At 66.1% G+C, this 21,726-nt stretch carries 20 protein-coding genes, 2 tRNA genes and 1 pseudogene; 10 read left to right on the forward strand and 13 right to left on the reverse strand.

The window, feature by feature from the left end:
- Window positions 1-1,285: CDP-glycerol glycerophosphotransferase family protein (locus ACTWQN_RS35600; protein WP_443208069.1), on the forward strand; the 1,285-nt coding region annotated here is incomplete at its 5' end.
- Here ACTWQN_RS35600 and ACTWQN_RS35605 read toward each other — a convergent pair.
- A complete protein-coding gene (locus ACTWQN_RS35605) occupies window positions 1,275-3,314 on the reverse strand; it encodes a tetratricopeptide repeat protein (RefSeq protein WP_443208070.1) in 2,040 nt (679 codons plus the stop codon). The two genes, ACTWQN_RS35600 and ACTWQN_RS35605, sit on opposite strands and share 11 nt — an antisense overlap.
- A 129-nt stretch (window positions 3,315-3,443) precedes the next feature.
- Between ACTWQN_RS35605 and ACTWQN_RS35610 the strand changes: the two genes are divergently transcribed.
- The 4 genes from ACTWQN_RS35610 (at window position 3,444) to ACTWQN_RS35625 (ending at window position 5,165) form a co-directional block, all read left to right on the forward strand.
- Window positions 3,444-3,516, forward strand: a tRNA-Arg gene (locus tag ACTWQN_RS35610).
- Window positions 3,517-3,705: 189 nt separating this feature from the next.
- Window positions 3,706-4,338 carry a hypothetical protein gene (locus ACTWQN_RS35615; protein ID WP_443208071.1) on the forward strand — a complete coding sequence of 211 codons (633 nt, stop codon included), beginning with the start codon at window positions 3,706-3,708 and terminating at the stop codon, window positions 4,336-4,338.
- Between the two features lie 2 nt (window positions 4,339-4,340).
- Window positions 4,341-5,096 (forward strand): nucleotidyl transferase AbiEii/AbiGii toxin family protein, encoded by a 756-nt coding sequence (locus ACTWQN_RS35620; RefSeq protein ID WP_443208072.1) that lies wholly within the window; start codon window positions 4,341-4,343, stop codon window positions 5,094-5,096.
- 1 nt (window position 5,097) lies between these two features.
- Window positions 5,098-5,165 (forward strand) — tRNA-OTHER (locus ACTWQN_RS35625).
- A gap of 726 nt (window positions 5,166-5,891) precedes the next feature.
- Here ACTWQN_RS35625 and ACTWQN_RS35630 read toward each other — a convergent pair.
- On the reverse strand, window positions 5,892-6,182 hold the full coding sequence (locus ACTWQN_RS35630) for a hypothetical protein (protein ID WP_443208073.1): 291 nt from the start codon (window positions 6,180-6,182) through the stop codon (window positions 5,892-5,894).
- 118 nt (window positions 6,183-6,300) lie between these two features.
- A complete protein-coding gene (locus ACTWQN_RS35635) occupies window positions 6,301-6,819 on the reverse strand; it encodes a MarR family winged helix-turn-helix transcriptional regulator (protein WP_443208074.1) in 519 nt (172 codons plus the stop codon).
- 217 nt (window positions 6,820-7,036) lie between these two features.
- Here ACTWQN_RS35635 and ACTWQN_RS35640 point away from each other — a divergent pair, with 217 nt between their 5' ends.
- Window positions 7,037-8,272 carry an MFS transporter gene (locus ACTWQN_RS35640; protein ID WP_443208075.1) on the forward strand — a complete coding sequence of 412 codons (1,236 nt, stop codon included), beginning with the start codon at window positions 7,037-7,039 and terminating at the stop codon, window positions 8,270-8,272.
- A gap of 436 nt (window positions 8,273-8,708) precedes the next feature.
- Here ACTWQN_RS35640 and ACTWQN_RS35645 read toward each other — a convergent pair whose 3' ends face one another.
- The 3 genes from ACTWQN_RS35645 to ACTWQN_RS35655 all read right to left on the reverse strand — a co-directional run bounded on the left by ACTWQN_RS35645 (window position 8,709) and on the right by ACTWQN_RS35655 (window position 10,153).
- Complete coding sequence (locus tag ACTWQN_RS35645; RefSeq protein WP_443208076.1) at window positions 8,709-9,122, reverse strand: MarR family winged helix-turn-helix transcriptional regulator; 414 nt, start codon at window positions 9,120-9,122, stop codon at window positions 8,709-8,711.
- A gap of 118 nt (window positions 9,123-9,240) precedes the next feature.
- On the reverse strand, window positions 9,241-9,687 hold the full coding sequence (locus ACTWQN_RS35650) for an ester cyclase (protein ID WP_443208077.1): 447 nt from the start codon (window positions 9,685-9,687) through the stop codon (window positions 9,241-9,243).
- A gap of 211 nt (window positions 9,688-9,898) precedes the next feature.
- Window positions 9,899-10,153 (reverse strand): LLM class oxidoreductase, encoded by a 255-nt coding sequence (locus tag ACTWQN_RS35655; protein WP_443208078.1) that lies wholly within the window; start codon window positions 10,151-10,153, stop codon window positions 9,899-9,901.
- Between the two features lie 133 nt (window positions 10,154-10,286).
- On the opposite strand from ACTWQN_RS35655, the gene ACTWQN_RS35660 reads away from it, so the two are divergent.
- Window positions 10,287-10,655: a nuclear transport factor 2 family protein gene (locus tag ACTWQN_RS35660; protein WP_443208079.1), complete on the forward strand. Its 369-nt coding sequence runs from the start codon at window positions 10,287-10,289 to the stop codon at window positions 10,653-10,655.
- Here ACTWQN_RS35660 and ACTWQN_RS35665 read toward each other — a convergent pair.
- Window positions 10,633-10,884 (reverse strand): hypothetical protein, encoded by a 252-nt coding sequence (locus ACTWQN_RS35665; RefSeq protein WP_443208080.1) that lies wholly within the window; start codon window positions 10,882-10,884, stop codon window positions 10,633-10,635. The genes ACTWQN_RS35660 and ACTWQN_RS35665 overlap by 23 nt on opposite strands.
- Window positions 10,885-10,996: 112 nt before the next feature.
- Here ACTWQN_RS35665 and ACTWQN_RS35670 point away from each other — a divergent pair, with 112 nt between their 5' ends.
- From ACTWQN_RS35670 to ACTWQN_RS35680, 3 genes are all read left to right on the forward strand, one after another.
- Window positions 10,997-11,845, forward strand: a complete 849-nt coding sequence (locus ACTWQN_RS35670; protein WP_443208081.1) for an NADP-dependent oxidoreductase — start codon at window positions 10,997-10,999, stop codon at window positions 11,843-11,845.
- A gap of 73 nt (window positions 11,846-11,918) precedes the next feature.
- Window positions 11,919-13,148: an NAD(P)H:quinone oxidoreductase gene (gene wrbA, locus ACTWQN_RS35675; protein ID WP_443208082.1), complete on the forward strand. Its 1,230-nt coding sequence runs from the start codon at window positions 11,919-11,921 to the stop codon at window positions 13,146-13,148.
- Window positions 13,149-13,190: 42 nt separating this feature from the next.
- A complete protein-coding gene (locus ACTWQN_RS35680) occupies window positions 13,191-14,741 on the forward strand; it encodes a GMC family oxidoreductase (RefSeq protein WP_443208083.1) in 1,551 nt (516 codons plus the stop codon).
- A gap of 182 nt (window positions 14,742-14,923) precedes the next feature.
- On the opposite strand, the gene ACTWQN_RS35685 is transcribed toward ACTWQN_RS35680, so the two are convergent.
- The 6 genes and pseudogenes from ACTWQN_RS35685 to ACTWQN_RS35710 form a co-directional block, all read right to left on the reverse strand.
- Complete coding sequence (locus tag ACTWQN_RS35685) at window positions 14,924-16,210, reverse strand: epoxide hydrolase family protein (RefSeq protein ID WP_443208084.1); 1,287 nt, start codon at window positions 16,208-16,210, stop codon at window positions 14,924-14,926.
- Between the two features lie 488 nt (window positions 16,211-16,698).
- Window positions 16,699-16,830, reverse strand: a complete 132-nt coding sequence (locus tag ACTWQN_RS35690; protein ID WP_443208085.1) for a hypothetical protein — start codon at window positions 16,828-16,830, stop codon at window positions 16,699-16,701.
- A gap of 46 nt (window positions 16,831-16,876) precedes the next feature.
- Entirely contained in the window at window positions 16,877-17,884 is a 1,008-nt protein-coding gene (locus tag ACTWQN_RS35695) for a metallophosphoesterase (RefSeq protein ID WP_443208086.1), read from the reverse strand.
- Between the two features lie 692 nt (window positions 17,885-18,576).
- Window positions 18,577-19,875 (reverse strand): polysaccharide lyase family 7 protein, encoded by a 1,299-nt coding sequence (locus ACTWQN_RS35700; RefSeq protein WP_443208087.1) that lies wholly within the window; start codon window positions 19,873-19,875, stop codon window positions 18,577-18,579.
- 407 nt (window positions 19,876-20,282) lie between these two features.
- Window positions 20,283-20,474 (reverse strand): annotated as a pseudogene (locus ACTWQN_RS35705) (alpha-N-acetylglucosaminidase C-terminal domain-containing protein); the annotation flags it as partial.
- A gap of 126 nt (window positions 20,475-20,600) precedes the next feature.
- Window positions 20,601-21,701, reverse strand: coding sequence for a mycothiol transferase (locus ACTWQN_RS35710; RefSeq protein WP_443208088.1), 1,101 nt, complete (start codon window positions 21,699-21,701; stop codon window positions 20,601-20,603).
- Window positions 21,702-21,726: the final 25 nt, after the last annotated feature.

The following is a 21,726-nucleotide window of genomic DNA, read 5'->3' on the forward strand; positions in this document are numbered from 1 at the left end:
ACCCGGAACCCGGAACCCGGAACCCGGAACCCGGAACCCGGAACCCGGAACCCGGAACCCGGAACCCGGAACCCGGAACCCGGAACCCGGAACCCGGAACCCGGAACCCGGAACCCGGAACCCGGAAGGTGGACCGGACCGGGCTGATCACTGGGACACCGTGCGGGTGCAGCGGCGGGTCCTCGGGGTCGTCCGCACGCTGACCGCGTTGGACCGACTGCTGGACGTTCTTCCGGCGCTGGCCGACGACATGCGGGTGGAAACCCGGTTCGCGGTGGCGGAAGGCTCGAAGTTCGCATCACAGCTCACCGACCACCTGCACCGCTGCGAAGCCCAGGTCGCGGACTGGCACGACGCGACCGGCGAGAACTTCGACTTCGCGATCTCCCCGAGCGGCAACGGCCCGCTGCACGAGTTGGACGTCGCGGTGCTGACGATGTCGCACGGTGCCGGGCCGCACAAGTTCCGCGCCGTGGAAACCGGCTTCACCCAAGAGATTTCAGGCCTGTCCCGAACGCAACTGATGCACGAGGGGCGGGTGGTCCCCGCTGTCGTCGGACTGTCCCATGTGGACCACTTCGAGACGTTGCGGCGCAGCTGCCCGGAGGCCGTCCCGCGTGCCGAGGTGATCGGTGATCCGTGCTTCGCGCGCCTGCGGGCCAGCCTGCCGATGCGCGAGCTCTACCGGAAGGCAATCGGCACCGGGCCGCGGAAACTCGTCGTGCTCGCCTCCACCTGGGGACCGCAGTCGCTGTACGGCCGCCACGGCGACCTGGCGAAACAGCTGGTCAGCGCATTGCCCGCCGCCGATTACCAGGTGGCGCTGATCCTGCACCCGAACATCTGGGACAAGTACAAGCGCCTGCAACTCGAAGGCTGGACGCAGACCGCCCGGCGCAACGGGCTGATCCTGGTGCCGCCGCTGCGGAAGTGGCAGGCCGCGCTGGTCGCCGCGGACGTGGTCATCTCCGATCACGGCTCGCTGGCCTTCTATGCCGCTACCCTGGGGAAACCGCTGCTGCTGGCGGCCTTCGGCAGCGACGAGGTCGTGTCGCGATCGCCCATGGCGACGCTGGGTGAACGGGCGCCCCGGCTGGATCCGAACACAGCCGTGCGACCCCAGATCGACTCGGCCAAACCGATCAACGGTCATCAGGAGCTGGCCGCGAGCGCCTTCCAGGACCAGGCCTACCCGCGACTGCGCAAGGTCATCTACGACCAGCTGGGCTTGCCGGAACCGCCGTGGCCAGCGCGCCCGGAACCGGTGGAGCTGTTCACTCCGTGAGCTTCCGGCGCACCCGCTCGGCCTTCGGGCTGTGCGCCTGCTCGTAGATCGCGAGCGCTTCGGCCAGGTGCTCCTGGGCGTCCGGCCGCCCGGTGGCACGCAGCGAATCCGCCAGCATTTCCAGCGGCTCGGCCAGGTCGAACGAAGCGTTGCGCTCACGAGTTGCCGAGATCGTCTGTTGCAACGCGGGGATGGCCTGCTCGTGCTGCCCGAGCGCCTGGTGCGCGGCGGCCATCGCGACCCGGATGCGGGACGGAATCCGCTTGTCGCCGGGGAATTCCGCCATCCGCTCAAGCGCGGTCCCCAGCACCGCGACTGCTTCGTCGTGCCGCCGAAGTCCGGTGAGCGCCTTGCCCATCAGGTATTCCTGCAGGGCCACGCCGCGCGGTCGACCGAGCTCCTCGTTGAGGCGTCGAGACCGCTCGAACAACTCGACGGCCTCGGTGAACTCCTCGCGGGCATGCCGCACCTTGCCCTGGAACTCCAGCGCCGACGCCAAGATCCGCCGATGCCCGGCCTGCTCAGCGACCTGCACTGCCTGCACGCACTCCCGCAGCGCCGCGGGCAGCTCGCCGCGTTCCATCAGCAGCTGGCCCCGCAGGCTCCGCATCCGAGCCTCGGCAACCAGGTTCTTCAGTTCCCGCGCGGCCCGGATTGCCCGCTCCAACGCCCGCAAGGTGTCCGAATAGTGCTTGTGCTGGTTGTGCAACGCCCACAGTGGACCGTCGCAGAGCGCGACGACGTCGACGTGCCACCCGCGCTCGGCGGCCAGCTCGACCAACGCTAGGAGGTTGATCCGCTCGCGCTCCAACCACTCCAACGCCTCGTCCGCCGAGAACGGGTTCTCGCCGGTGACCTCGTCGTCGACGACCCGGAGCCGACTGGGCTCCATCACCATCCGATCGGCGAAAGCCCCCTGCCGCCGATACCAGCCGACCAACCGCCGCAACGCCTCGTCACGCCGATCGGCACCGAACTCCCGGGCCGCCGCCGCAGCATGCTCGCGCACGAGGTCGTGAAACCGGTACTGGTCCTGATCGTTTTCTTCCACCAGGCAGGTCCTGTGCAGTTCGTCGAGTCGGTCTTGAGCGTCGAACTCGCCGAGATCGGCCAATGCCGCCACCGCCCCAGCTCCGAAAACAGGACCGGGAAAGACCCCGAGCAGCGCGTAGAAGTCGAATTGCGCGGCCGGAAGCTGCCCGGTCACCAAGTCCAGCGCCGTGAAGGCCTTCTTGAAGTAGCTCCGCCGCCGACGCTGATCGGACAGCTCCCGAACCGCCCGAGCGATGCTCCAGGACGCCTTCTGGTTCAGCAGCCCGGCCACGATGTACAGCGCGATCGGCAGGTAGTCGCACCGCTCCACGAGCTCCCCAGCAGCCGCGGGCTCGGCGTCGATGCGCTCCCGCAGCCCGTTTCGCCGCAGGTAGTCGAGCGCATGCTCCGGTTCCAGCTCGGTCAAACGGATCGGTCGAACCCCGCTTGGCACGAGTTCGGCGGCGTCCTGGTGACTCGTGCACAACACCATGCTGTGCGCCGAGGCAGGCAACAACTCTTCCACTTCTCGCGGGTCAGCAACATTGTCGAAGAAGAACAACAAACGCTGCCCGTTGGTCTGGCTGCGCAGCAGCGCGATCTTGTCGTGCACCGACAACGGGATCCGCTCCCCCGACACGCCGAGCGAGCGCAGGCAATGCTCGACGGCCTGGTCGAGGCCGCGCCCACTACCGAAGTCGAAGCAAATCTGACCGTGCTCGAACAACTCGCTGACCTGGTGCAACCAGTAGCTGCCCAATGCGCTCTTGCCGACCCCGCTGGGCCCGCTGATCACGGCCCAACCAGCTCGCGCCCCGCGCTGCTCGGCCAACACCCCGTCCAAATCCGCCCGCTGCGGCTCGCGATCGACGAAGTGGACCGGCACCGGCGGCAGCTGAGCCGGACGCTTCGCGGCGGCCTGGTGGAAGTGCACGTCGCCGTGGAGCGTCCCGACCTGCACGAGGTTGTGCACCTCACCGCTGTTCGTGTTGCCCATACCCACCCCAGAGGCGCCGAACGGTAACGATCACCTGACGATACGCGACGGGCACCTGTTGCCGATGCGACTCGATGGCGCCAACCAGGTGTCGGTCCCGAACAGCAACCCAGGTACCCTTCGCCCTAGGCCCTCGTAGCTCAGGGGATAGAGCACCGCTCTCCTAAAGCGGGTGTCGCAGGTTCGAATCCTGCCGGGGGCGCTCAAAAGGTCGATGGATACGCGGCGGGTAGGTCGTGCACATCGTGCCGCGTCGCGCACTTGGCGATCTCCTGGCGCCTGCGCGCATAGACCGGATCGCGATCAGACACATCAGCGCCCTCTCGACAGGTGCCCTATGCTCACCGTCAGTGGAACGAGCGTAGGGTAAAGACCTACGGAGGTGACAGTCATGGGGCATACTCCTGCTCGGGTGCCTCCCGAACTCCTTCGACGGCCGATCCGGGTCCTGCGCCCGCAAGACGCTGGCGCTGTCTATGCCCATCCGCGCCCCGAGGTCGCTCGCCTCACCCGTGCGGGGGCGCTGCATCGGCTCGCTACCGGGTACTACGCCGCGGTGCCGGATGATCAGCTCGGTCGTCACTGGCTTCCGGAACTGGAGGCCGCCGCACTCGGCATCGCCGCCGCTGACGACGGCATCGACGCGGTCGCGCTCATGGGACTGTCCGCAGGACGCGTTCACGGCGTGATTCCACGCGGGCTCGCGGTCGCCGTCGTCGCCGCGGCTCGACGTCGGCCGGTGCTGCAGTTGGCCGATCGCGACGCCAGCGTCGTGTTCGTTCGCCGCGACGTCGCCGCGCTCGATCTCCAACAACACACCAATGAACTCGGCCGAGGCTGGGTCACGACGGTCGAGCAGACCATCCTCGACCTCGCCGCTCGCCCCGAGCTTGGCGGTATACCAGCAGAAACCCGCGCGGCCATCCAAGGATTGCTCCCGCGCGCCGATCACGACCTGCTCCGCGAACTCGCGACCAAACAACGTCGCCGCGCAACCCTTCAACGCGTCCTCGAAGGTAATTGACCATGCTCGATCCTGACGAAGAACAGGCTGTCGCCGAACAATTCGGAGTCGCGCGCGCTCAAGTGCGCCGTGACCACCTGATCTCCCACCTGCTGGCCGCCCTCAGCCAGCACTTGGCCGAACAAGTCCTCTTCTTCGGTGACACTGCCCTGTCTCGGACGTTCATCCCAGGAGGCCGCCTGTCCGAAGACATCGATCTGATCGCGCTCAGCGGACGCCGCGCAACCGCCGAAGCCCTCGAACGATCGCTGGTACGGGCCGTCCGGCGCGAATACCCAGGGCTTACCTGGAACCCTCCGTTGACGACGGTTCGCGACGTCGAACCAGCCGTTCTTGCTGCCCCGGACGGCACGACCGTGCGAATCCAACTGCTCAACCACACCGGATATGCGCCGTGGCCGACCGAACGTCGAGCGCTGGTCCAGCGTTACTCCGACGCACCGCCAGCCACCCTGCTGGTGCCTACCCGAGAGTCCTCCGCAGCATGGAAGACGACTGCATGGGTCGACCGCGCAGCATCTCGCGATCTCTACGACCTCTGGCTGCTCGCAAACGTTGGAGCGCTGGATGCAGCCGCGGCGGAGCTGTTCAGGAAGTACGGACCGACCAACAAGATGCCGACAGCGGACCAATTCGCCACACCACCTGACGAAGCCACCTGGCAACGCGAGCTAGCCGGGCAGACACGCCTGCGCATCACCGCCGTTGAGGCACTGGGCGAAGTCCGGCGCGCTTGGCAGGAGGTCCGAGAATCATAGGCGTGGTCAACGAGGCGAACATCTCCTAAAGCGGGTGTCGCAGGTTCGAATCCTGCCGGGGGCGCTCCAAGGATGGGGACGGGAACGGTGCTGGACATGACACCCTCCCTGTTCTCGTTGTCGTTTTTGCGCTAGTAAGGCCGCTGCTCACGGTTGAATAGCAACAGGACGGCCTCGCCAGCGGCCTGACGCGCTGCTGGGACGGTCGACCCATTCAGCCGGGCGGTACGTTCGATCGACTCGCAGATGACGTAGTCGAATCGCCGATCGGGGCGTTCGGCCTCGGCGAGCAAGTCTTGGATGCAGCCATCACGAGTGATCGGGATGTTGAACTGTTCGTGCGCGTGTCCGCCCCCGCGTGTCGAGGTCCATGCGGACGGATTCGACGTCGTAGAAGTGCGCGACGATCAGCCCGTCTTCGGGAAGGGCGCGCTGGGACGAACCGAGCTGTCGCGGCAAGGAGAGTGTGGGGCTCGCATGTCGCGAGTGGACACACGTCCCAGTCATGCGAACCGCAGCAGAGTTGGCTGTGTGGCAGCGTCGATCGACTCCCCGCCCGCTGCGGCTTTGCTGTAGGGGCTTCGCGCACGTCCTACGCTGCGTTGTCCAGCCCACGCGCGGACCTGTTCCGGGCCTGCCATTGCGTCACTTCCCACAACACTCGTGCCTGTTCCGCGGCAAACCGTTCCCCTCGATTCCTTCCACGGTGCGGATTTCGGCGATCAGTTCCGGCGGTTCGTCAGGAATCAGTCGTCCGGTGGCGTCGTCACGGCACTCGTTTTCTCTTGCCAACGCTCACATTCCTCGCCCGATAGTGTAGCAGCTCCCGATGGTGAAGTAGCTGGAGCCGAGGACGCGGCGGCGTATGAGCGCGGCGAGTGCGCGCGCCTCGGTCAGCATCTCCAACGCCGGGTCCCAGGGCTCGGTCGCGTAGGCGGTCGAGACACAGTGGTGTGCGGCGACGCGTTCGCGGTCCAGAAGAACAAACTGATCGCCCGAGAGGCGATCCGCCTTCACACAGACGATCAGGTCGTAGTCGGGCTCTGGGGTGGCCAGGGATGCGGCCAGGTAATCGTCAACGAGCACGCCGCGATCCTGAACGCGTGCCTCGACGGCGACCCCGAGGCCGCCGCTCGACCGGCACCATCTAGAGCTCACCCAGGACGCGATCCTCCAATGCCCCGGCACCCAGTTTTCCGGGAACCTAACGATCTGTCCCCGGATGCATCCGGGCGGCGCGTCGCACGGGTGGTCCCATATCCGCGGAGGCGATACTCGCAATGGCGTCGGCAAGGGCCCGCAGGTCGACACCCACGAGGTGATCCATCACCCGACGACGGACACTGGCCAGGTGACTCGGCCATGCTTCCTCCAGCCGAGCAAAGCCGTCCGCGGTGAGCACTGCGACCTGCCCGCGCTTGTCCGACTCGGCGCGCATCCGCTCGACGAGCCCGTGCCGCGACAGCCGCTCGACCACCCTGGTCATTCCGCTGACACTCAGCGACATGTAGTTCGCCAGCTGACTCATCCTGAGCGAGCGGCCCGGAGCCTCGGAGAGGTTCATCAGCACCGAGTATTCGGTGTTGCCCAGGCCCCGCGCGCCGCGCAGGTCCGCGTCGAGCACGCGCGGGATCACGACGATCGCGCGGGCCAATGCCCGCCACGCCGCCTCCTCGGCCGGCGTCAGGGGCTGAACCTCGAACTCCGCTGTCCGCTTCCTCACACTGCGAATATAATTGTTTGTTTCTGCAAGTTCAAGGGAGTGTGGATCTACTGAACAGGCAAGCAAGGAGCATTTCGTTGGTAGCCAACGTCCCGCACTCCCCCGCCGACGCGATAGCCGGACCCCCGCCAACGTCCGGCTTTCCCGGCGCCGCGACCATCCGCGATTCCGCGAGCAGGGCTGGCTCGCGTGTCCGTCCGGCCTCGGTGGGTGCGGCATGACCGTGACAGGCGCAAGGCCGGATGAGAGTCTCCAGCCGAACGAAGGACTCATCGCGCTGCGTGCCTGGTCGGCGGTGGCATCCGTCGCGCTGGGCGCCTTCGTGATCGTGACGACGGAGTTCCTGCCAGTGGGGTTCCTGCCTCGGATGGCCGACGGCCTGCATGTCTCGCTGGGCACGGCAGGCCTGATGGTGCTCATTCCAGGCATGAGTGCCGCTGTCTCCGCGCCGCTGATCCTGGTGATCGCCCGGCGCATCGACAGACGTCTGGTGATCGCCGGGCTCGGATTCCTGGTGACCCTCTCCAACGTGATCGCCGCCGCTGCTCCCGTCTTCTGGCTCGTCCTGGTCGGCCGCATACTCCTCGGTGTCGCGATCGGTGGCTTCTGGACAGTGGTCCCGCCGACCGGTGCGAGGCTGGTGGGGCGCCGTCACGGCACCCGCGCGAACTCGATCATCATCGGCGGCGTCTCCGCGGGAACGATTCTCGGCCTGCCTGCCGGGCAGTTCCTGGGCAACGTCCTCGGCTGGCGCCTGACCTTCGCGGCAGCGGCGGCCGTGGCAATCCTGATCGCCGTCGCACAGCTCGGCTTGCTGCCGAACATCGCGCCCCATGGCCGAACACGCTTTCGGGACTTCGGCAGCCTCTTCCGGATCCCGTTGGCCAGAGCCGGGCTGGCGGTCACGACTACCGTCTTCGTCGGACAGTTCGCGGCTTCGACCTACGTCACACCATTCCTGCTCTCGCATGCCAACTTGAGTTCCGCCCAGGTCACCGGACTCCTGTTCGGATACGGAGCGGCGGGCATTGTCGGGACGCTCGCCGGCGGCTCACTGGTGGCCCGAAGTCGCGTGACGACGTTCGCGGTTGCCGCGACCGGAGTCGGCATCGCCCTCGTCGTCCTGCCCACGCTCGGCGCCTCCGCCGTAACTGTGGGCATTCTGGTCGTCATCTGGGGATTCGCCTGGGGTGTGGTGCCCCTTGCCACCCAGATCTGGATGCTGGATGCGGCTCCGAAGGCGCAGGAGCCGGCGTCGGCGCTGGCTGTCAGCACTATGCAGATCTCGATCGCAGCCGGCTCCGCGATCGGGGGATTGCTGGTGGACTCCGCCGGAGTGTCGGCGGTGTTCACAACCGCGGGCGCGGTCGCGGTCGCTGCGGCGGCCCTGGCACTGATGTTGGGACGATCGATCCATACGCGTCGCCCCTCCACGCCTGTGGTGAACGAGTAAAGGGCGTTGACTCTTGCGAACGTGCAGCCACCGCAGCGCCCGGTAGGCGGTGCCGCGGTGGCTCTCGCTTCGGTGTCCGAACTCCGTCTAACTACTGGGGCTGCCGCGGATAACGAGGGCGTGCACTACGGGAATGTGCGTAGGCCAGGCGACCTCGCGCTCGAATGCGAGGGCATCCCATGACCTGGCGCGACCTGGATCACCTCAACCTCGATTGGGCCGGTCGGCTGAAGAACGCCGGCCTCGCGCCGGGGACCGGCTTGGATTCCGCGCCAACAATCATTTTATTTGCTTGCGCAATCAGTTGACCGAGTCTCGTTGGCGAGAGCTTTCCCGCGAGCGAACGACTCGCACATGGCGCAAGCCAGCCACAGTCGAACGGCCCTGATCGGGCCTTTACCAGCTCGATAAGGACCCACGCGCCTCGCGGGAAAGATCAGATATCGCGCTCCCCGATCTTCCGGAAAGCCGCGGCGAGGGCGGTCAGGTCCAGTCCGGCGAGGTGGTCCACGACGTGTCGCCGCACGCTGCCCAGATGACTCGGGTAGGCCTTGCGCAGACGGTCCATGCCCGCCTTGCTCAGGCGTGCGACCTGACCGCGGCCGTCTGACTCGTCACGAACCCGCGCGATGAGCTCTCGCCGTTCGAGCCGGTCGACGACCCGCGAGAGGCCACTCAGCGACATGGCCACCGCGTCAGCCAGCTCACTCATCCGCGTCGAGCGCCCAGGCCGCTCCGACAGCGTCATGAGTACCTTGTACTCGGCAATATTGAGCCCCTGCTCCTCCATGAGCTCCGACTCCAGGACACGCGGGATGACCAGCACCGCACGCGCGATCGCACGCCACACCGCCTCCTCGTCAGGAGTGAGCGGTTCCGGCCGTGGTTTGCGACTCACCCCACAATTCTAGGCGTGCTCGTACCAGCGGAAAGGTGCACCCCTCAGGCGCTCGCCGGTCGACCTCGCCTCACTCGGCAGAGCCGCCGAACGGCGGAACGGCGCCCAGCTGCTGCATCAGGTCGAGCAGAGTGGCGACGCCCCAATGTGCCACGATTTTCCCGCCCTCGACTCGCATGACGTCCACCGTGTAGAAACTCACGGTCTTGCCAGTAGCGGGAACGCCGAGAAACAGCCCTTCGTGCGTGCCGTGATAAGTCTTGTACGTGGTCACCATGTTCCCGGCAGCCACCTGCCAGTGGATCTCCGGACGGAAATCCGGGAACGCGTCCCGGAGTCCTTTGTAGAGCGTGAGTACACCAGCCTTATCCGCGGTGACACCGGGCTGCGGCGTGTGGTCCACGAAATCCTCGGACCACAACTCATCGAACAGGGCCCAGTCCCCCTGGCCCTGAATCTCCTCGGTGTTGCGGCGCACGATGGCGATCGCTTCGCCACCCACGGTCGGATTGCTCATCTTTTCACTCCTTGGTCACGGCGCCATCGGTACGAACATCAGGACGAACTGGCTCAGGCCTCACGAGAACCGCATCGCCGAAGGGGAAACTCGACCGACGATACCTACCGAACACACAGGCATCTTCTGGTTCGAGTATTCCAGGTTAATTTGCCTCGTCAAGCAACATTGCTAGTTCGAGCGAGGGGAGCTCACGAAGTCCCGTCCAGCGTCAGCCGATCAGGACTGGCGCCAGTTCGACCAGCTCACGGACCGGAAACCGCCCGTTCGGGCAACGGTCCGTGTCGGTGAGCGGCTGAATGCACACGTGATCGGCACCTGCCACGAGATGCTGCTCCACCCGTCGCTTGATGCCCTCCGCATCGCCCCACGCGACGACGGCATCGACCAGGCGATCGCTGCCTCCATCGGCAAAGTCGGCTTCGGTGAACCCGAACGTCAGGAGGTTTTTCGTTACTGGTCGCAACCGTGCAACTATTTGCTTGACATTGCAAGTTATTCGAGTACGTTCACGTGGGCGCCCTTGTCGTGGCCGCTCCATTCCGGACCACCGCGGCCTGCCGGCGGTCACCAATCCGTGCCGAACCAAGGAGGTTCACGTGGCTACCGTCAAGGATGCGAGGACATGGTCGGAGGGCTTTCTCCGCTTGGTGGACTTCTGTGACGCAGACGCCATCGCCGACCGCGTCAGCCAGGACGCATCGCTGACGAGCGGGAGTGGCGAAGCGGTGCTCTGCCGGGAGGCGATCCGCGCCATGATCACGCGGTTCCGCACGACGATCACGAGCCTGCACCACGACATCGTCCGTGCGTGGTCCGTGCCGGACGGGGTCATCGCCGAGCTTCGGGTCACCTACGTCCGACTGGACGGCACGACGCTCACGCTCCCGTGCACGAACATCTTCGACATCGACGGCGAGGGCCTGGTCAGCAACTACCAGATCTTCACGGACATGAACCCGGTTTAAGCCTGATCGGCTTCATTCCCCGCGGAGTACGGAAATGAAGCCGATCGAGCACCGAGGCGTCGTCGATCGTCGCGGGCACCGGCTCGGGGGTTCCGTCGGCAATCGCCCGCATCGCCTTGCGGAGAATCCTGCCAGAACGCGTTTTGGGCAGTGCCTCGACGATGGCGATGTCAGAAGCGAGGCCACGGTCCATCTCCACCGCGTCGTCGGTATTTGCTTGACGAGACAAGTTTATTGGAGTAGTTGTCTGTAAGTGTGATGTGTCGTCGCTACCCACCGCGGGGACGAAGGGAGGCGTTGTGCCCAGGGCAGTGAGATTTCGGCGGTATGGCGGGCCGGAGGTGCTTGAACTGGTCGAGGTCGAGCGCCCCCGCGCACCACGCGGGCGCCTCGTGGCCCAGGTCTTTGCGGCGGCGGTCAACCCGGGCGAGATCGGCATCCGTGAGGGGTTGTTCGCGCAGCGGTGGCCCGCGAACTTCCCTGAGGGGCAGGGCAACGACTTCGCGGGCCGTGTCGTGGAGGTCGGTGACTCCGTCGACGGGTTTCCGGTCGGGGCTGAGGTCATCGGTTTCGCACCGCGTGCCGCGCATGCCGACTTCGTAGTGATCGAGCCGAACGCGGTGGCCCTCAAGCCACCCGGCGTGAGCTGGGAACAGGCCGCATGTATCGCCGGGGTCGGCAGCACAGCTTGGGCTTCGGTGGAAGCTGTTGCTCCTGGCACCGGTGAGACCGTCGTAGTTTCGGCTGCGGCGGGCGGTGTCGGCACCATTTCCGCCCAGTTGGCACGACTGCGTGGCGCTCGCGTCGTCGGCACAGCCGGGCCGGGCAACTTCGAGTTTCTGCGCTCGCTGGGTATCGAGCCGGTCGAGTGCGGCGCGGGGCTGCGCGAACGTCTTGTAACGGTGGCGCCGCATGGGATCGATGCCTTCCTGGACAACTACGGCGATGGCAATGTCGATCTCGCGGTCGCGCTGGGGGTGGCTCCGGAACGGATCAACACCGTCGCCGACGGAGCGGCTGTCGCACGTTACGGCGTCCACGCTGATGCCCAGGAACAGGCGTCATCTCCGGAGATCTGGAGTCGTCTCGCGGCCCTCGTCGCCAGTGGCGCACTGACCGCCCATCGCCGCCGTCTATCCCCTGGAGCAGGTCCAGCAGGCTTATCGCGACGTCGCCACCCGGCACGGTAGCGGCAAGCGAGTCCTCCGACTCGTCGACGACGGCGGCGGTGCTGCCGCGCCCTCGCAAGACAAGGACAGAAACATGAATATCGAGATTCCTGCCCCGGGGAAATGGGTCGTGGACCCACAACGGTCGTCAATCAATTTCACCGCACGCCACCTGTTCGGACTCGCTGGGGTCTCCGGCTCGTTCGAACTGCTGTCGGGTGAACTCGTTGTGACTGATCCACCCACGGGCTCGATCGTTCGGGCTACCGCGAACGCCCAGAGTTTCTCCAGCGGCAACCCGAGCCGCGACGCCAAAGTTCGATCCAGCTCGTTCCTACACGTGGAGGAGCACCCAGCGATCGGGTTCGAATCGCTGGTGGTTGAGAAGCGGCATGACACCTGGATTCTGGTAGGCAATATCACCGCCCGCCCCCGGACAGCACCGGTGGAGTTCGCGGTGAGTTCGGCGTCCGTATCCGGGAACACTCTTGTCGTACGCGCGACCGGGACCGTCGATCGCTACGCGCACGGCATCACGGCCATGAAAGGGATGGCCGGTCGCCATGTAGAGCTGGAGTTGTCGGTGCACGCCGAGCGCGTCTCCGGGGCCGTACCACGCTCTGCCGCGGTTTCCCACGGCAATTCTCATCGAAAGGAAGAAACATCCATGACCGACCTCGCCAAAATCGCCGTCGTCTACTACTCATCGACCGGGACTGTCTTCGAGCTGGCGCAGTCCGTCGTCGCGGGCGCGAAGGACGCCGGCGCTGAGGTCAAGCTGCTCAAGGTCGCGGAGCTGGCGTCCGAGGAGGCGATCGCTTCCAACCAGGGCTGGGCCGATCACGTGAAGGCGACCCAGGACGTCCCCGTCGCCACCTCGGACGACATCCTGTGGGCCGACGCCGTCATCTTCGGCAGCCCGACCCGCTTCGGCAACGTCGCCAGCCAGATCAAGCAGTTCATCGACAGCCTCGGCGGCCTGTGGGCCCGGGGCTTACTGGCCAACAAGGTCTACAGCGGATTCACCGCCACGGCTACCGCGCACGGCGGGCAGGAGTCGACCTTGCTCGCGCTCTACAACACGGTGTACCACTTCGGCGGCTTCGTCGTGCCTCCCGGATACACCGACCCGGTCAAGTTCGTCGACGGCAACCCGTACGGCACCAGCCATGTCAACGGCAACGGGACGATTCCCGTCGACGACACAGCCCGTGACGCTGCCATGTTCCAGGGCAAGCGGGTTGCCACCATCACCGGTGCCTTGAAGGCCGGCCTCGCCGACGGACCTCTCGGTAGTGGTCTCGGCGCCAAGCTCTCCGCGTGATCACGGAGGGTTCACAACCAGATCTTGAACCGAAGGAATCACATGTACGACTACGTCATCGTCGGCGCGGGGTCTGCCGGATGTGTGTTAGCAGCCAGACTGTCCGAGGACCCGGAAGTAACCGTAGCTCTCGTCGAGGCCGGATCAGCCGACACCGCACCAGAGATCCACATCCCAGCCGCCTTCTCCACACTATTCAAGACCACCTGGGACTGGGACTTCGACAGCGAGTGCGAACCTGAGCTGGGCCGCCGTCGAGCCTACCTGCCCCGCGGCAAAATGCTTGGCGGGTCGAGTTCGATGAACGCCATGGTCTACATCCGAGGCAACTCGGATGACTATGACAACTGGGCGGCACAAGGAGCGCAGGGCTGGAGCTACAAGGACGTCCTTCCGTACTTCATCCGTGCGGAGAACAACGAACGGGGAGCCGACGAGTACCACGGTGCGGGCGGCCCGCAACACGTATCCGACAGCCGTTCACTCAGCCCGGTGGTGGACGTGTTCCTCGAATCCGCGATCGAGGCCGGCTACCAACATAATCCGGACTTCAACGGTGCCGCCCAACTCGGCGTGGGCCGTTATCAGGTCACGCAGCACAACGGGATGCGATGGAGCACCGCGGATGGGTACCTTCGACCGGCGCTCGACCGCCAGAACCTCACCGTGATCACCCAGGCGCTGGCCCATCGAGTGGTCTTCGACGGCCAGCGCGCGATCGGGGTGGAGATCAGCGAAGGGCACGACGTCACAGTGCTTCGAGCCGAACGCGAAGTCGTGCTGTCTGCCGGTGCCTACGGATCACCTCACCTGCTACTTCTCTCAGGTGTTGGACCGGCCGCCGACGTGAGTTCGTTCGGCATACCCGTGGTCGCGGACCTGCCGGTTGGTCGAGGTCTACAGGATCACCTGCTCTGCGCAACCAACTACCTGACTGATCAGGAGTCGCTGCGCACCGCGGCAAGCGCGGAAAACCTGGCGCTGCTTCAGCAGGCGGGGCGGGGGCCACTGACCTGCAACGTCGACGAGGGCGGCGGCTTCATCGAAACACGGCCTGGCTTGGTCGGGCCCGACGTCCAATTGCACAGCGGGCCTGTGCTCTTCTTCGATGAAGGGCTGGCTGCCCCCGCGGTCGACGGCACCGTGATCGCGGTGAGCACACTCAACCCGGAAAGCCGTGGGCACGTCCGGCTGAGATCCGCTTCACCAGATGCCGCACCACGCATTCAGCACAACTACCTCCAGACCGAAGCAGACCGGCAAAGCTTGATTGGTGGGTTGCGCGCGGCTATGGAGATCGCCGCGCAGCCAGCCATGAGCAAAGTAATCACGGGAAACTTCGACGTACCCGAATCCGACAGCGATGCCGACCTCCTCGCCTTCGCCCGGCAGAAGTCGCAGACGCAATACCACCCGACATCGACGTGCGCCATTGGGTCAGTCGTGGACCCTGACCTCCGGGTGCTGGGCGTGGAAGGTCTTCGCGTGGTCGACGCGTCAGTGATGCCGTCCATCGTGCACGGCAACACCAACGCACCGACGATCATGATCGCAGAGCGTGCGGCCGATCTCATCAGATCCGTCGGAGCTTGAGTTGTCCCCGCAGACCCGCCTTTTCGTTCACCCGGCGCCCCGCCGAGAGCTGCCTGGACGTGACGTGCGGTGGTGGCCGTAGTCCGCAACGCAGGGCGCCCTCGAAGCCGGCATCAAGGAAAGCGGCACTCGCGCTGCTGGACGGCTCAAACCGGCGTTGAGCCGTCGGCGCGTCCCGCTGCTCAGCGAAAACGAGCGAAGAACGCGCGCACGTCGCCGACAAGCAGATCGGGCTGCTCCATCGCCGCGAAGTGCCCGCCGCGGTCGAACTCCGTCCACCGCACGATGTTATTGTAGGTCTCCGCCACCGATCTGTCCGGCTGGTGAATGTCCTTGGCGAAAACGGCCACCGCCATCGGCCTGTCGACTCTGGTCAGCCGGCCCCGCAACCAGCTCGACGACTCGTGATACAGCCGCGCTGAGGAAGCTCCTGTGTTCGTCAGCCAGTACAGCATCACGTTGGTGAGCAGCTGGTCCCGGTCGACGGCATCTTCCGGCAGGTTCGTGGAATCGGTCCAGTCCTTGAACTTCTCCGCGATCCAGGCCAACTGCCCGACCGGGGAGTCGGCTAGCCCGAAACCCACCGTCTGCGGCCGCGTCGCCTGAAGGCGCAGGTAACCGGAAAGCTCCTGGTCGAACCGTTTGCGTGCGGCGAGCCGGCGTTGCTCCTGGACCGACGGATGTTCCGGAGCACCGCTCGGTCCGGTCACCAGCATGTTGACGTGCACGCCGAGCACCTGGTCGGGATGGGCGGCCGCGAGCTCGATGGAGATGTTCGAGCCCCAGTCCCCGCCTTGGGCTCCGTATTTCCGGTACCCAAGCCGCCGCATGAGCTCGTCCCAGGCCAGTGCGATCCGCTCAAGGTCCCAGCCGGTTTCCGTGGTCAGGCCGGAGAAGCCGTATCCCGGCATCGACGGCACCACCACGTGGAACGCCTCGTCAGCCTGGCCGCCATGGGCCACCGGATCGGTCAGCGGGCCGATGACCTGGAGGAACTCGACCACCGAGCCGGGCCATCCGTGGGTCAGGACCAGCGGGATGGCGTTCTCCTCTGCCGAGCGGACGTGCAGGAAATGCACGTTCTGACCGTCGATCGTGGTGGTGAACTGCGGGAACGAGTTCAGCAGCGCTTCCTGGGCCCGCCAGTCGTAGCGGTTCCGCCAGTACGCGGCGAGTTCCTTCACGTATCCCAGTGGAATGCCGTAGGTCCAGCCGACGCCCGGCAGTTCGTCCGGCCATCGTGTCCGGTCCAGCCGGTGGTACAGGTCGTCCAGTTCGGACTGCGCAATATCGATCCAGAATGGACTTATTTCCCCACGTTCTTCGAGTTTCCCTGCTCGCGTGTCCACACTCCCCAAAGTACTTGCTTGTATATGCAAATTCAATCTCATCGCGGACGTGCCCGCCGGTAGCCAGCAGCTCGTGGGCGGCGCGGTGCGCGAACGCTCCATACCCATCGCCCCGAACACGTCGGGAGCGATACGCAACTGCTCGCGTGCGTCCTGCCGCGGCTCTACGACCGGCTACCACCGCATACACGACGGGAGCACTCGGCCGCGTCGGTGGGCTTCGGACGAGCAATCGTGCCGAGCGGTTCAGCCACCAGCCGGTCAGCGGCTCGTCTTCACCTCACGGCCGAGCAGCCGAACCCAGCCGGACGGAAGACGTGACTTCGTGACCGCATGGACACCCGAAGACCTCACCCTGCTCACCGAATCCGACTCGGACGATGACGACGGGCTCGGTCGGTGGCTGGGGCGCAGCGGCGGCCATCAGGCGTCACCACCTGGGTTGCCGACCTGGAAGCTTCCCTCGATCACCAGCATGCCGCTGGAAAACCACTGGTCAGACGTGGGACAGTCTGCGTGTAGCCCTGCCGGGGGCGCTCAACCGCTGGTAAACGACGTGGGGGCTGATCTAGTGCAAGATCAACCCCCACTTTATCCCCATCTTCGCCTCAGCCCTCTAGCTGCATGTTCGCCAGCGCTTCGGCTGCCGAGCTGCTGATCAGCCCCCGGTTCATGTACACGTCCTGGGTCATGCTGACGTGCTCGTGACCGAGGTAATCGGCGATCTCACGAGCGGTCAACCCCCGCCCATCCCGGCGGGCAGCAGTTGCACAGAGGGCTGGCGGATCAGACCTGGTAGGCCGGCGCCCCGAACGGAGCGATGCGGTTCGGCTCTCGGCCGAAACCTTCGATCATGAGGTGATCGTCGTGGGCCTGCACAGTCGCGTACGACGTAGTTGTCGTGTCGACCATGCCCTTGAAGTTGATGAAGTGGGTGCCACCGGTGAAGCCGTAGTTGCCGGCGTGGTTGTGGCCGTTGAACCAGGCGACGACGTTGTCGTAGGACGTCACCAGCTCGACGAGTTGGGCGTCGTTGTAGGCGTTGTGCTCGTTCACGGGATAGATCGGGTGATGCGCGTTGAGGACGACCTTCTCGCCCGCGCGGCGGGCTTGCTCAAGGATCTGCTCGATCCAGGCGAACTGCTCGGCGCCGATGCCACCGTTCCAGGTCTGGGCGTTGGGCTTGCCTGCCGCCTGAAGGTCGGCGCGCATCTTCTCGGCGAGGGCGTACTTTTCGGATCCCTTGGGGTTTCCGTAGGTGCTGATGTCGTTGGTATCGACCACGATGAAGCGCCAGCCGTTGCGGCGGAACTGGTAGTACGACGAGGGCATGCCCATCGTCGGGAGCAGCTCGGCGCGGGGCATCTGGAAGTCGTGATTGCCGAGAACCTGGTACTTCGGCATCTGCAGCTTGTCCCAGATCGGCATGATGGTGTCGAAGCTCACTGGGAACTCGTCGACCATGTCGCCAAGGTGGAACGAGAAGCGGAGGTCGGCCTCGTTCAGTGTGGCCACGGCCTCCTTCAACTTGGCGACCGACAGCCGGTAGAGACGCACCGGACCGTCGGGCTTGTCGGCGTACTGACAGTCTGCGATCACGCCGAACCGCAGCGGCGGCGCGCTCGCGGACGCCGCCGAAGCTTCGGCCGGCAGCGTGGTGAGGGCGGCGGCGACGCCGGCGGCGAGGCCGAGGAAGCGGCGGCGGCTCGGCGAGCCGGTAGCGGGGAATTCTTCGGAATCGGTTGGTCCGGGGGAAGTGGTGGCCACAATGCGCTCCGAGAAGTCGTTGAACAATCAACGCGAGTAGATCGGCGCAGAATGGCGCCGTGGCAACGGAGTGCAGCCCCATGCGTTAACTGCGCAAGAAGTTCGACTGGGCTATGCAGTGCGACTGGGCTATGCAGTGCGACTGGGCTATGCAGTGCGACGACGGGGCGCGGCCGAGGTCGGGTCTGCCGCAGGATGCGGACGTGAATCTCCACCGATGTCCTGTCTCGGTGAGTGTCGCGGGTTCGAATCGTGCCGGGGGCGCTCCGAGGATGGGAACGGGAGAGGTGTACGGGCAGGAAGATCCCCAGGTCGCGAGCACGATCCTCGGCGTGACCCGGCTGGCCTTCCCGGAACAACTCGTCGAGATCAAACTCATCGCACGTGTCTGAGCGATGTCTCGTAAGTCGGGATGGGTGCTGATCGGCTGGTCGGGCAGGTAGTTGATCACGTGTGGGCGCGCAGATGGTCACCGCGTCGGGGTCGGAGTGGATCGTCCCGGTCTGCGGCCGGGCCAGTTCCGCGAACTTGGCGTTCGCGCCGGTCCGCAAACGGCGGGTCGATCGGGTGACGATCGTGGACGGCGGCTACCACGGCGTCCGCAGCCACCGCGGCACGAGTCGCCGGGAATGGCCAGGCGCGCCAAGGACTTGGCAATGACGCGGCCGGCTTCCCGAACTACGAGACACGCCCTCGTAGAACGCGCGATCAGCCGGCCGTCAGGCCGGCGGGTAGATGGCGGTTTCGGTGATGCTGGTCCAGTCGTTGTCGGTGTTGCCGTCACCGACTATCCGAACGTACCGGGCCTGTGTGTCGGGGATGTCGTACTTCTCCGACCGCAGTGTGGTTCCGCCGGTCGTGCCTTCGAACTGGGTGGTCCACTCGTCCCCGTCGATCGAGGTCTGGATCTCGAAGTCCTGCTCGCGGGAGTCGCCCTTGTGCCAGGCCAGGTCCACCGAGCTGACCGTCTTGGCCGTGCCGAGGTCGTAGCTGATCCACACGCCATCACCCTCGTCCGACCAGCGCGTGGCCGGGTCCTGGTCGAGTGTGTTGGCCGGCACGTTGCCATCGTCGTCGCTCGCGGTCACCTCCGACACCTTCAGCGCGCCGCCCGCTGGCGGCGGAGTCGGACCGGGATCCTCCGACGGCGGCGGTGTCGGGCTGGGGTCGTTGGATGGCGGCGGTGTCGGGCTGGGGTCGTTGGACGGCGGCGGGGGCGGGGTGGGGGCGTCCGACGGCGGCGGGGTGCTGCCGCCCTCGCCCAGGGTCACGTCGTGGATGACGACCTCGCCGTAGTTGCTCTCGTCGCAGGGACTGGAGTTCTCGCAGTTGGCCTGCGTGTAGGCACCGGCCTTGAAGTAGCCCGTGGTGAAGTCGGCGTCGAGCGTGGCCGCCAGCCCACCGTTGTAGTACGCGTTGATCGTCCCATCCGCCACCACGAACTTCACCTGGAAGCGGGTGTTCGGCTGGAAGTTGTCGGTCACCAGCTGGTAGTGGGCATCGTCGCCGTTGGTGACGTAGAGGTTGCTGCCCTCGACCCGGAACACCGACACGTCGTCGTCGCCGCCGTGGATCTGGCCGACGACCATGTGCTGCTTGTCGTTGGGCAGGTGCGTGACCGTCTGGTCGATGGTCATGACATGGGTCCCGTCAGTGGCCGCCCACGACGCTTCCTCTGAGCCGTTCATCTCCCGCAGTTCCGAACGCGGGTAGTTGGAACCGCCGGTGGTCACCCCGTTGACCGCGGACCGGAACACCACGCCGTCGCACCCGGGGGCCGCCGTGAACCACGGATCCACCTGGTAGGTGTCCAGTTGCGGCTGCTCGACCTCGTCCGGGCTCTCCTCAGCACCGATCGGCAGCTGGATCTTCCAGCTGCTCAGGTCCAGCACCTGCGCCGGGTAGTCACAAGCCTGGGCGCCCGAGGCGGCCTCCAGTGCGGAGCCGGGGGCGGCGAAGACCGGCACAGCGACCGCCACGCCGACCAGCAGGGTGCCGGAGACTGCAAACGTCACCATACGTATTCGTTTCATGCCACCGGATCCTGTCGGCGTGCGGCCGCTCCCGGCACGGGCTGTCCTCTTCCTGTCATCGTCCGACACCGCACCCGCAACACGTAGTTGGTCTGCATGTTGTCGTCACAACGTCGAGTAGTCGCCGAGTGGGAAATTCGCCGAGATGGACAACGGCGTCGGCCTGCATCACAGGATTCGTCACGACTTGCTGACCCGTCGTCGTCAACTAAGACTGGAGTCGGACGAGTTGCGGGCCACCGGACGGTCTTTTTCCTTCGATCCTTCGCGCCGAAGTGGTGGCAGCCAACATGAACCAACGCTTGATCGAACAGGAGCAGCGGCTCTGACAGCACGGCGCGCAGGCCGGCGTTCGGCGAGGTGACGTTCGGCAGGTATCGACGATCAGGCGCTCAGCCCATTGGCGGCAGGGCGTTCCTGGCCTTGACCGCGAGCGTGTACGGGTCGCCGACGGGCGTCGTCGGGCAGTCGTTTCGCTTGGTGTTCCACGTGTTCTCCAGCGCGAACCAGTCGATGGTGGACGGTGGTTCGCCGGTAGCGAGGGTGTGTTCCAGAGTGGACAGGTAGGTGCGCCAGCGCATGGCATAGAAAGTCGCCGACCAGACCGGCCCACTCGCGGTTGGGGTAGTCGTGAAGGCCGCCGTTGTCGCTGCCCTGCTTTGGGGGAAGGGATGAGCGCCGCCTCCTGGGTGGTTGTGGCGGCTCGGGTGTCACACGCCGATTGCTCCGTCGATTCGTTCGCGGAGGAGGTCGGCGTGGCCGTTGTGGCGGGCGTACTCCTCGATCAGGTGGACGAGCACCCAACGCAGCGACACCTTGCCGCGCCACGAGTCGGCCCCTTCGACGTCGAGGTGGGGTGCATCGGCGACGAAGTGCTCGGCGAACGCCACTTCACCACGCCAGGCTTCCCACGCAGTCGCGACGACCACGGGATCGGCGACCGCACCGTCGAAATCCCCATCGGGGTCGTCCTCGGAGGAGAAGAGGGGCCGCGCGTCCTGCCCGGCCAGCACGCACCGGAACCAGCGCCGTTCCACATCGGCGAGGTGTCGGAGGAGTCCGAGCAGTGAGAGCGTGGACGGTTCGACGGATCGCCGGGACAGCGCGGCGCCCACACCCGCGCACTTCAGCTCCAGGGTTGTGCGCTGGGCCCGCAGGACATCGGCGACTTCCCGCCGGGCGGCATTGGTGTCGGCGACGATCAGCCTGGCACCGGCCGCCGCGAGTTCGCGGGCCAGGAGGGTGCCGACGTGGCCGAGTCCCACGAGGCCGATGCGGCGGCCGTCGAGTGCGGCCCGCCCGTCGAGATGGGTGCAAAGGGCGCGCAGCGCCGCCATGACTCCCACGGCGGTGTGCGGGGAGGAGTCACCGCTGCCGCCGAGTTCGCGGGGCTTGCAGAACACGTTCGTGGTGCGCTCACCGATGGCGGCCATGTCATCGGGTGTGGTTCCCACGTCCGGCCCGGTTGCGTAGCGACCGTGCAGGCTGTCGATGACGTCTCCGACGTCGTGTAGAGCATCCCGCCGCCCCGTCGGATCGAGGACCTGCCCAGGAGGGAGTGCGACCACGGTCTTGCCGCCCCCGTGCCGCACTCCGGCGGCGGCGCACTTGTCGGTCATGCCTGCCGACAGGCGTAGCGCGTCGGCGAGACCGTCGGTCCAGTGCGGGTACTGCCAGAACCGACATCCGCCGATGGCCCGTCCTCGGGCCGTCGAGTGGACAGCCACGATGATCGGTAACCCGCTGCGCTGGCCGCGGCGCACCACTACTTCCTCGTGCTCAAGCTCTGGATGTTCGCTGGTCGCGTTCACGTGTCCTCCCGAGGATCAGCAGACC

The sequence above is a fragment of the Saccharopolyspora antiqui genome (assembly GCF_052246905.1).
In the GTDB taxonomy this organism is placed as follows: domain Bacteria; phylum Actinomycetota; class Actinomycetes; order Mycobacteriales; family Pseudonocardiaceae; genus Saccharopolyspora.

Bases quoted from the DNA above. Each gene is read 5' to 3' on its own strand.
- ACTWQN_RS35640 (WP_443208075.1), top strand. From the start codon at position 7,037: ATGACCGTGACAGGCGCAAGGCCGGATGAGAGTCTCCAGCCGAACGAA.
- ACTWQN_RS35615 (WP_443208071.1), top strand. From the start codon at position 3,706: ATGGGGCATACTCCTGCTCGGGTGCCTCCCGAACTCCTTCGACGGCCG.
- ACTWQN_RS35650 (WP_443208077.1), bottom strand. From the start codon at position 9,687: ATGAGCAATCCGACCGTGGGTGGCGAAGCGATCGCCATCGTGCGCCGC.
- ACTWQN_RS35680 (WP_443208083.1), top strand. From the start codon at position 13,191: ATGTACGACTACGTCATCGTCGGCGCGGGGTCTGCCGGATGTGTGTTA.
- ACTWQN_RS35700 (WP_443208087.1), bottom strand. From the start codon at position 19,875: ATGGTGACGTTTGCAGTCTCCGGCACCCTGCTGGTCGGCGTGGCGGTC.
- ACTWQN_RS35605 (WP_443208070.1), bottom strand. From the start codon at position 3,314: ATGGGCAACACGAACAGCGGTGAGGTGCACAACCTCGTGCAGGTCGGG.
- ACTWQN_RS35620 (WP_443208072.1), top strand. From the start codon at position 4,341: ATGCTCGATCCTGACGAAGAACAGGCTGTCGCCGAACAATTCGGAGTC.
- wrbA (WP_443208082.1), top strand. From the start codon at position 11,919: ATGAATATCGAGATTCCTGCCCCGGGGAAATGGGTCGTGGACCCACAA.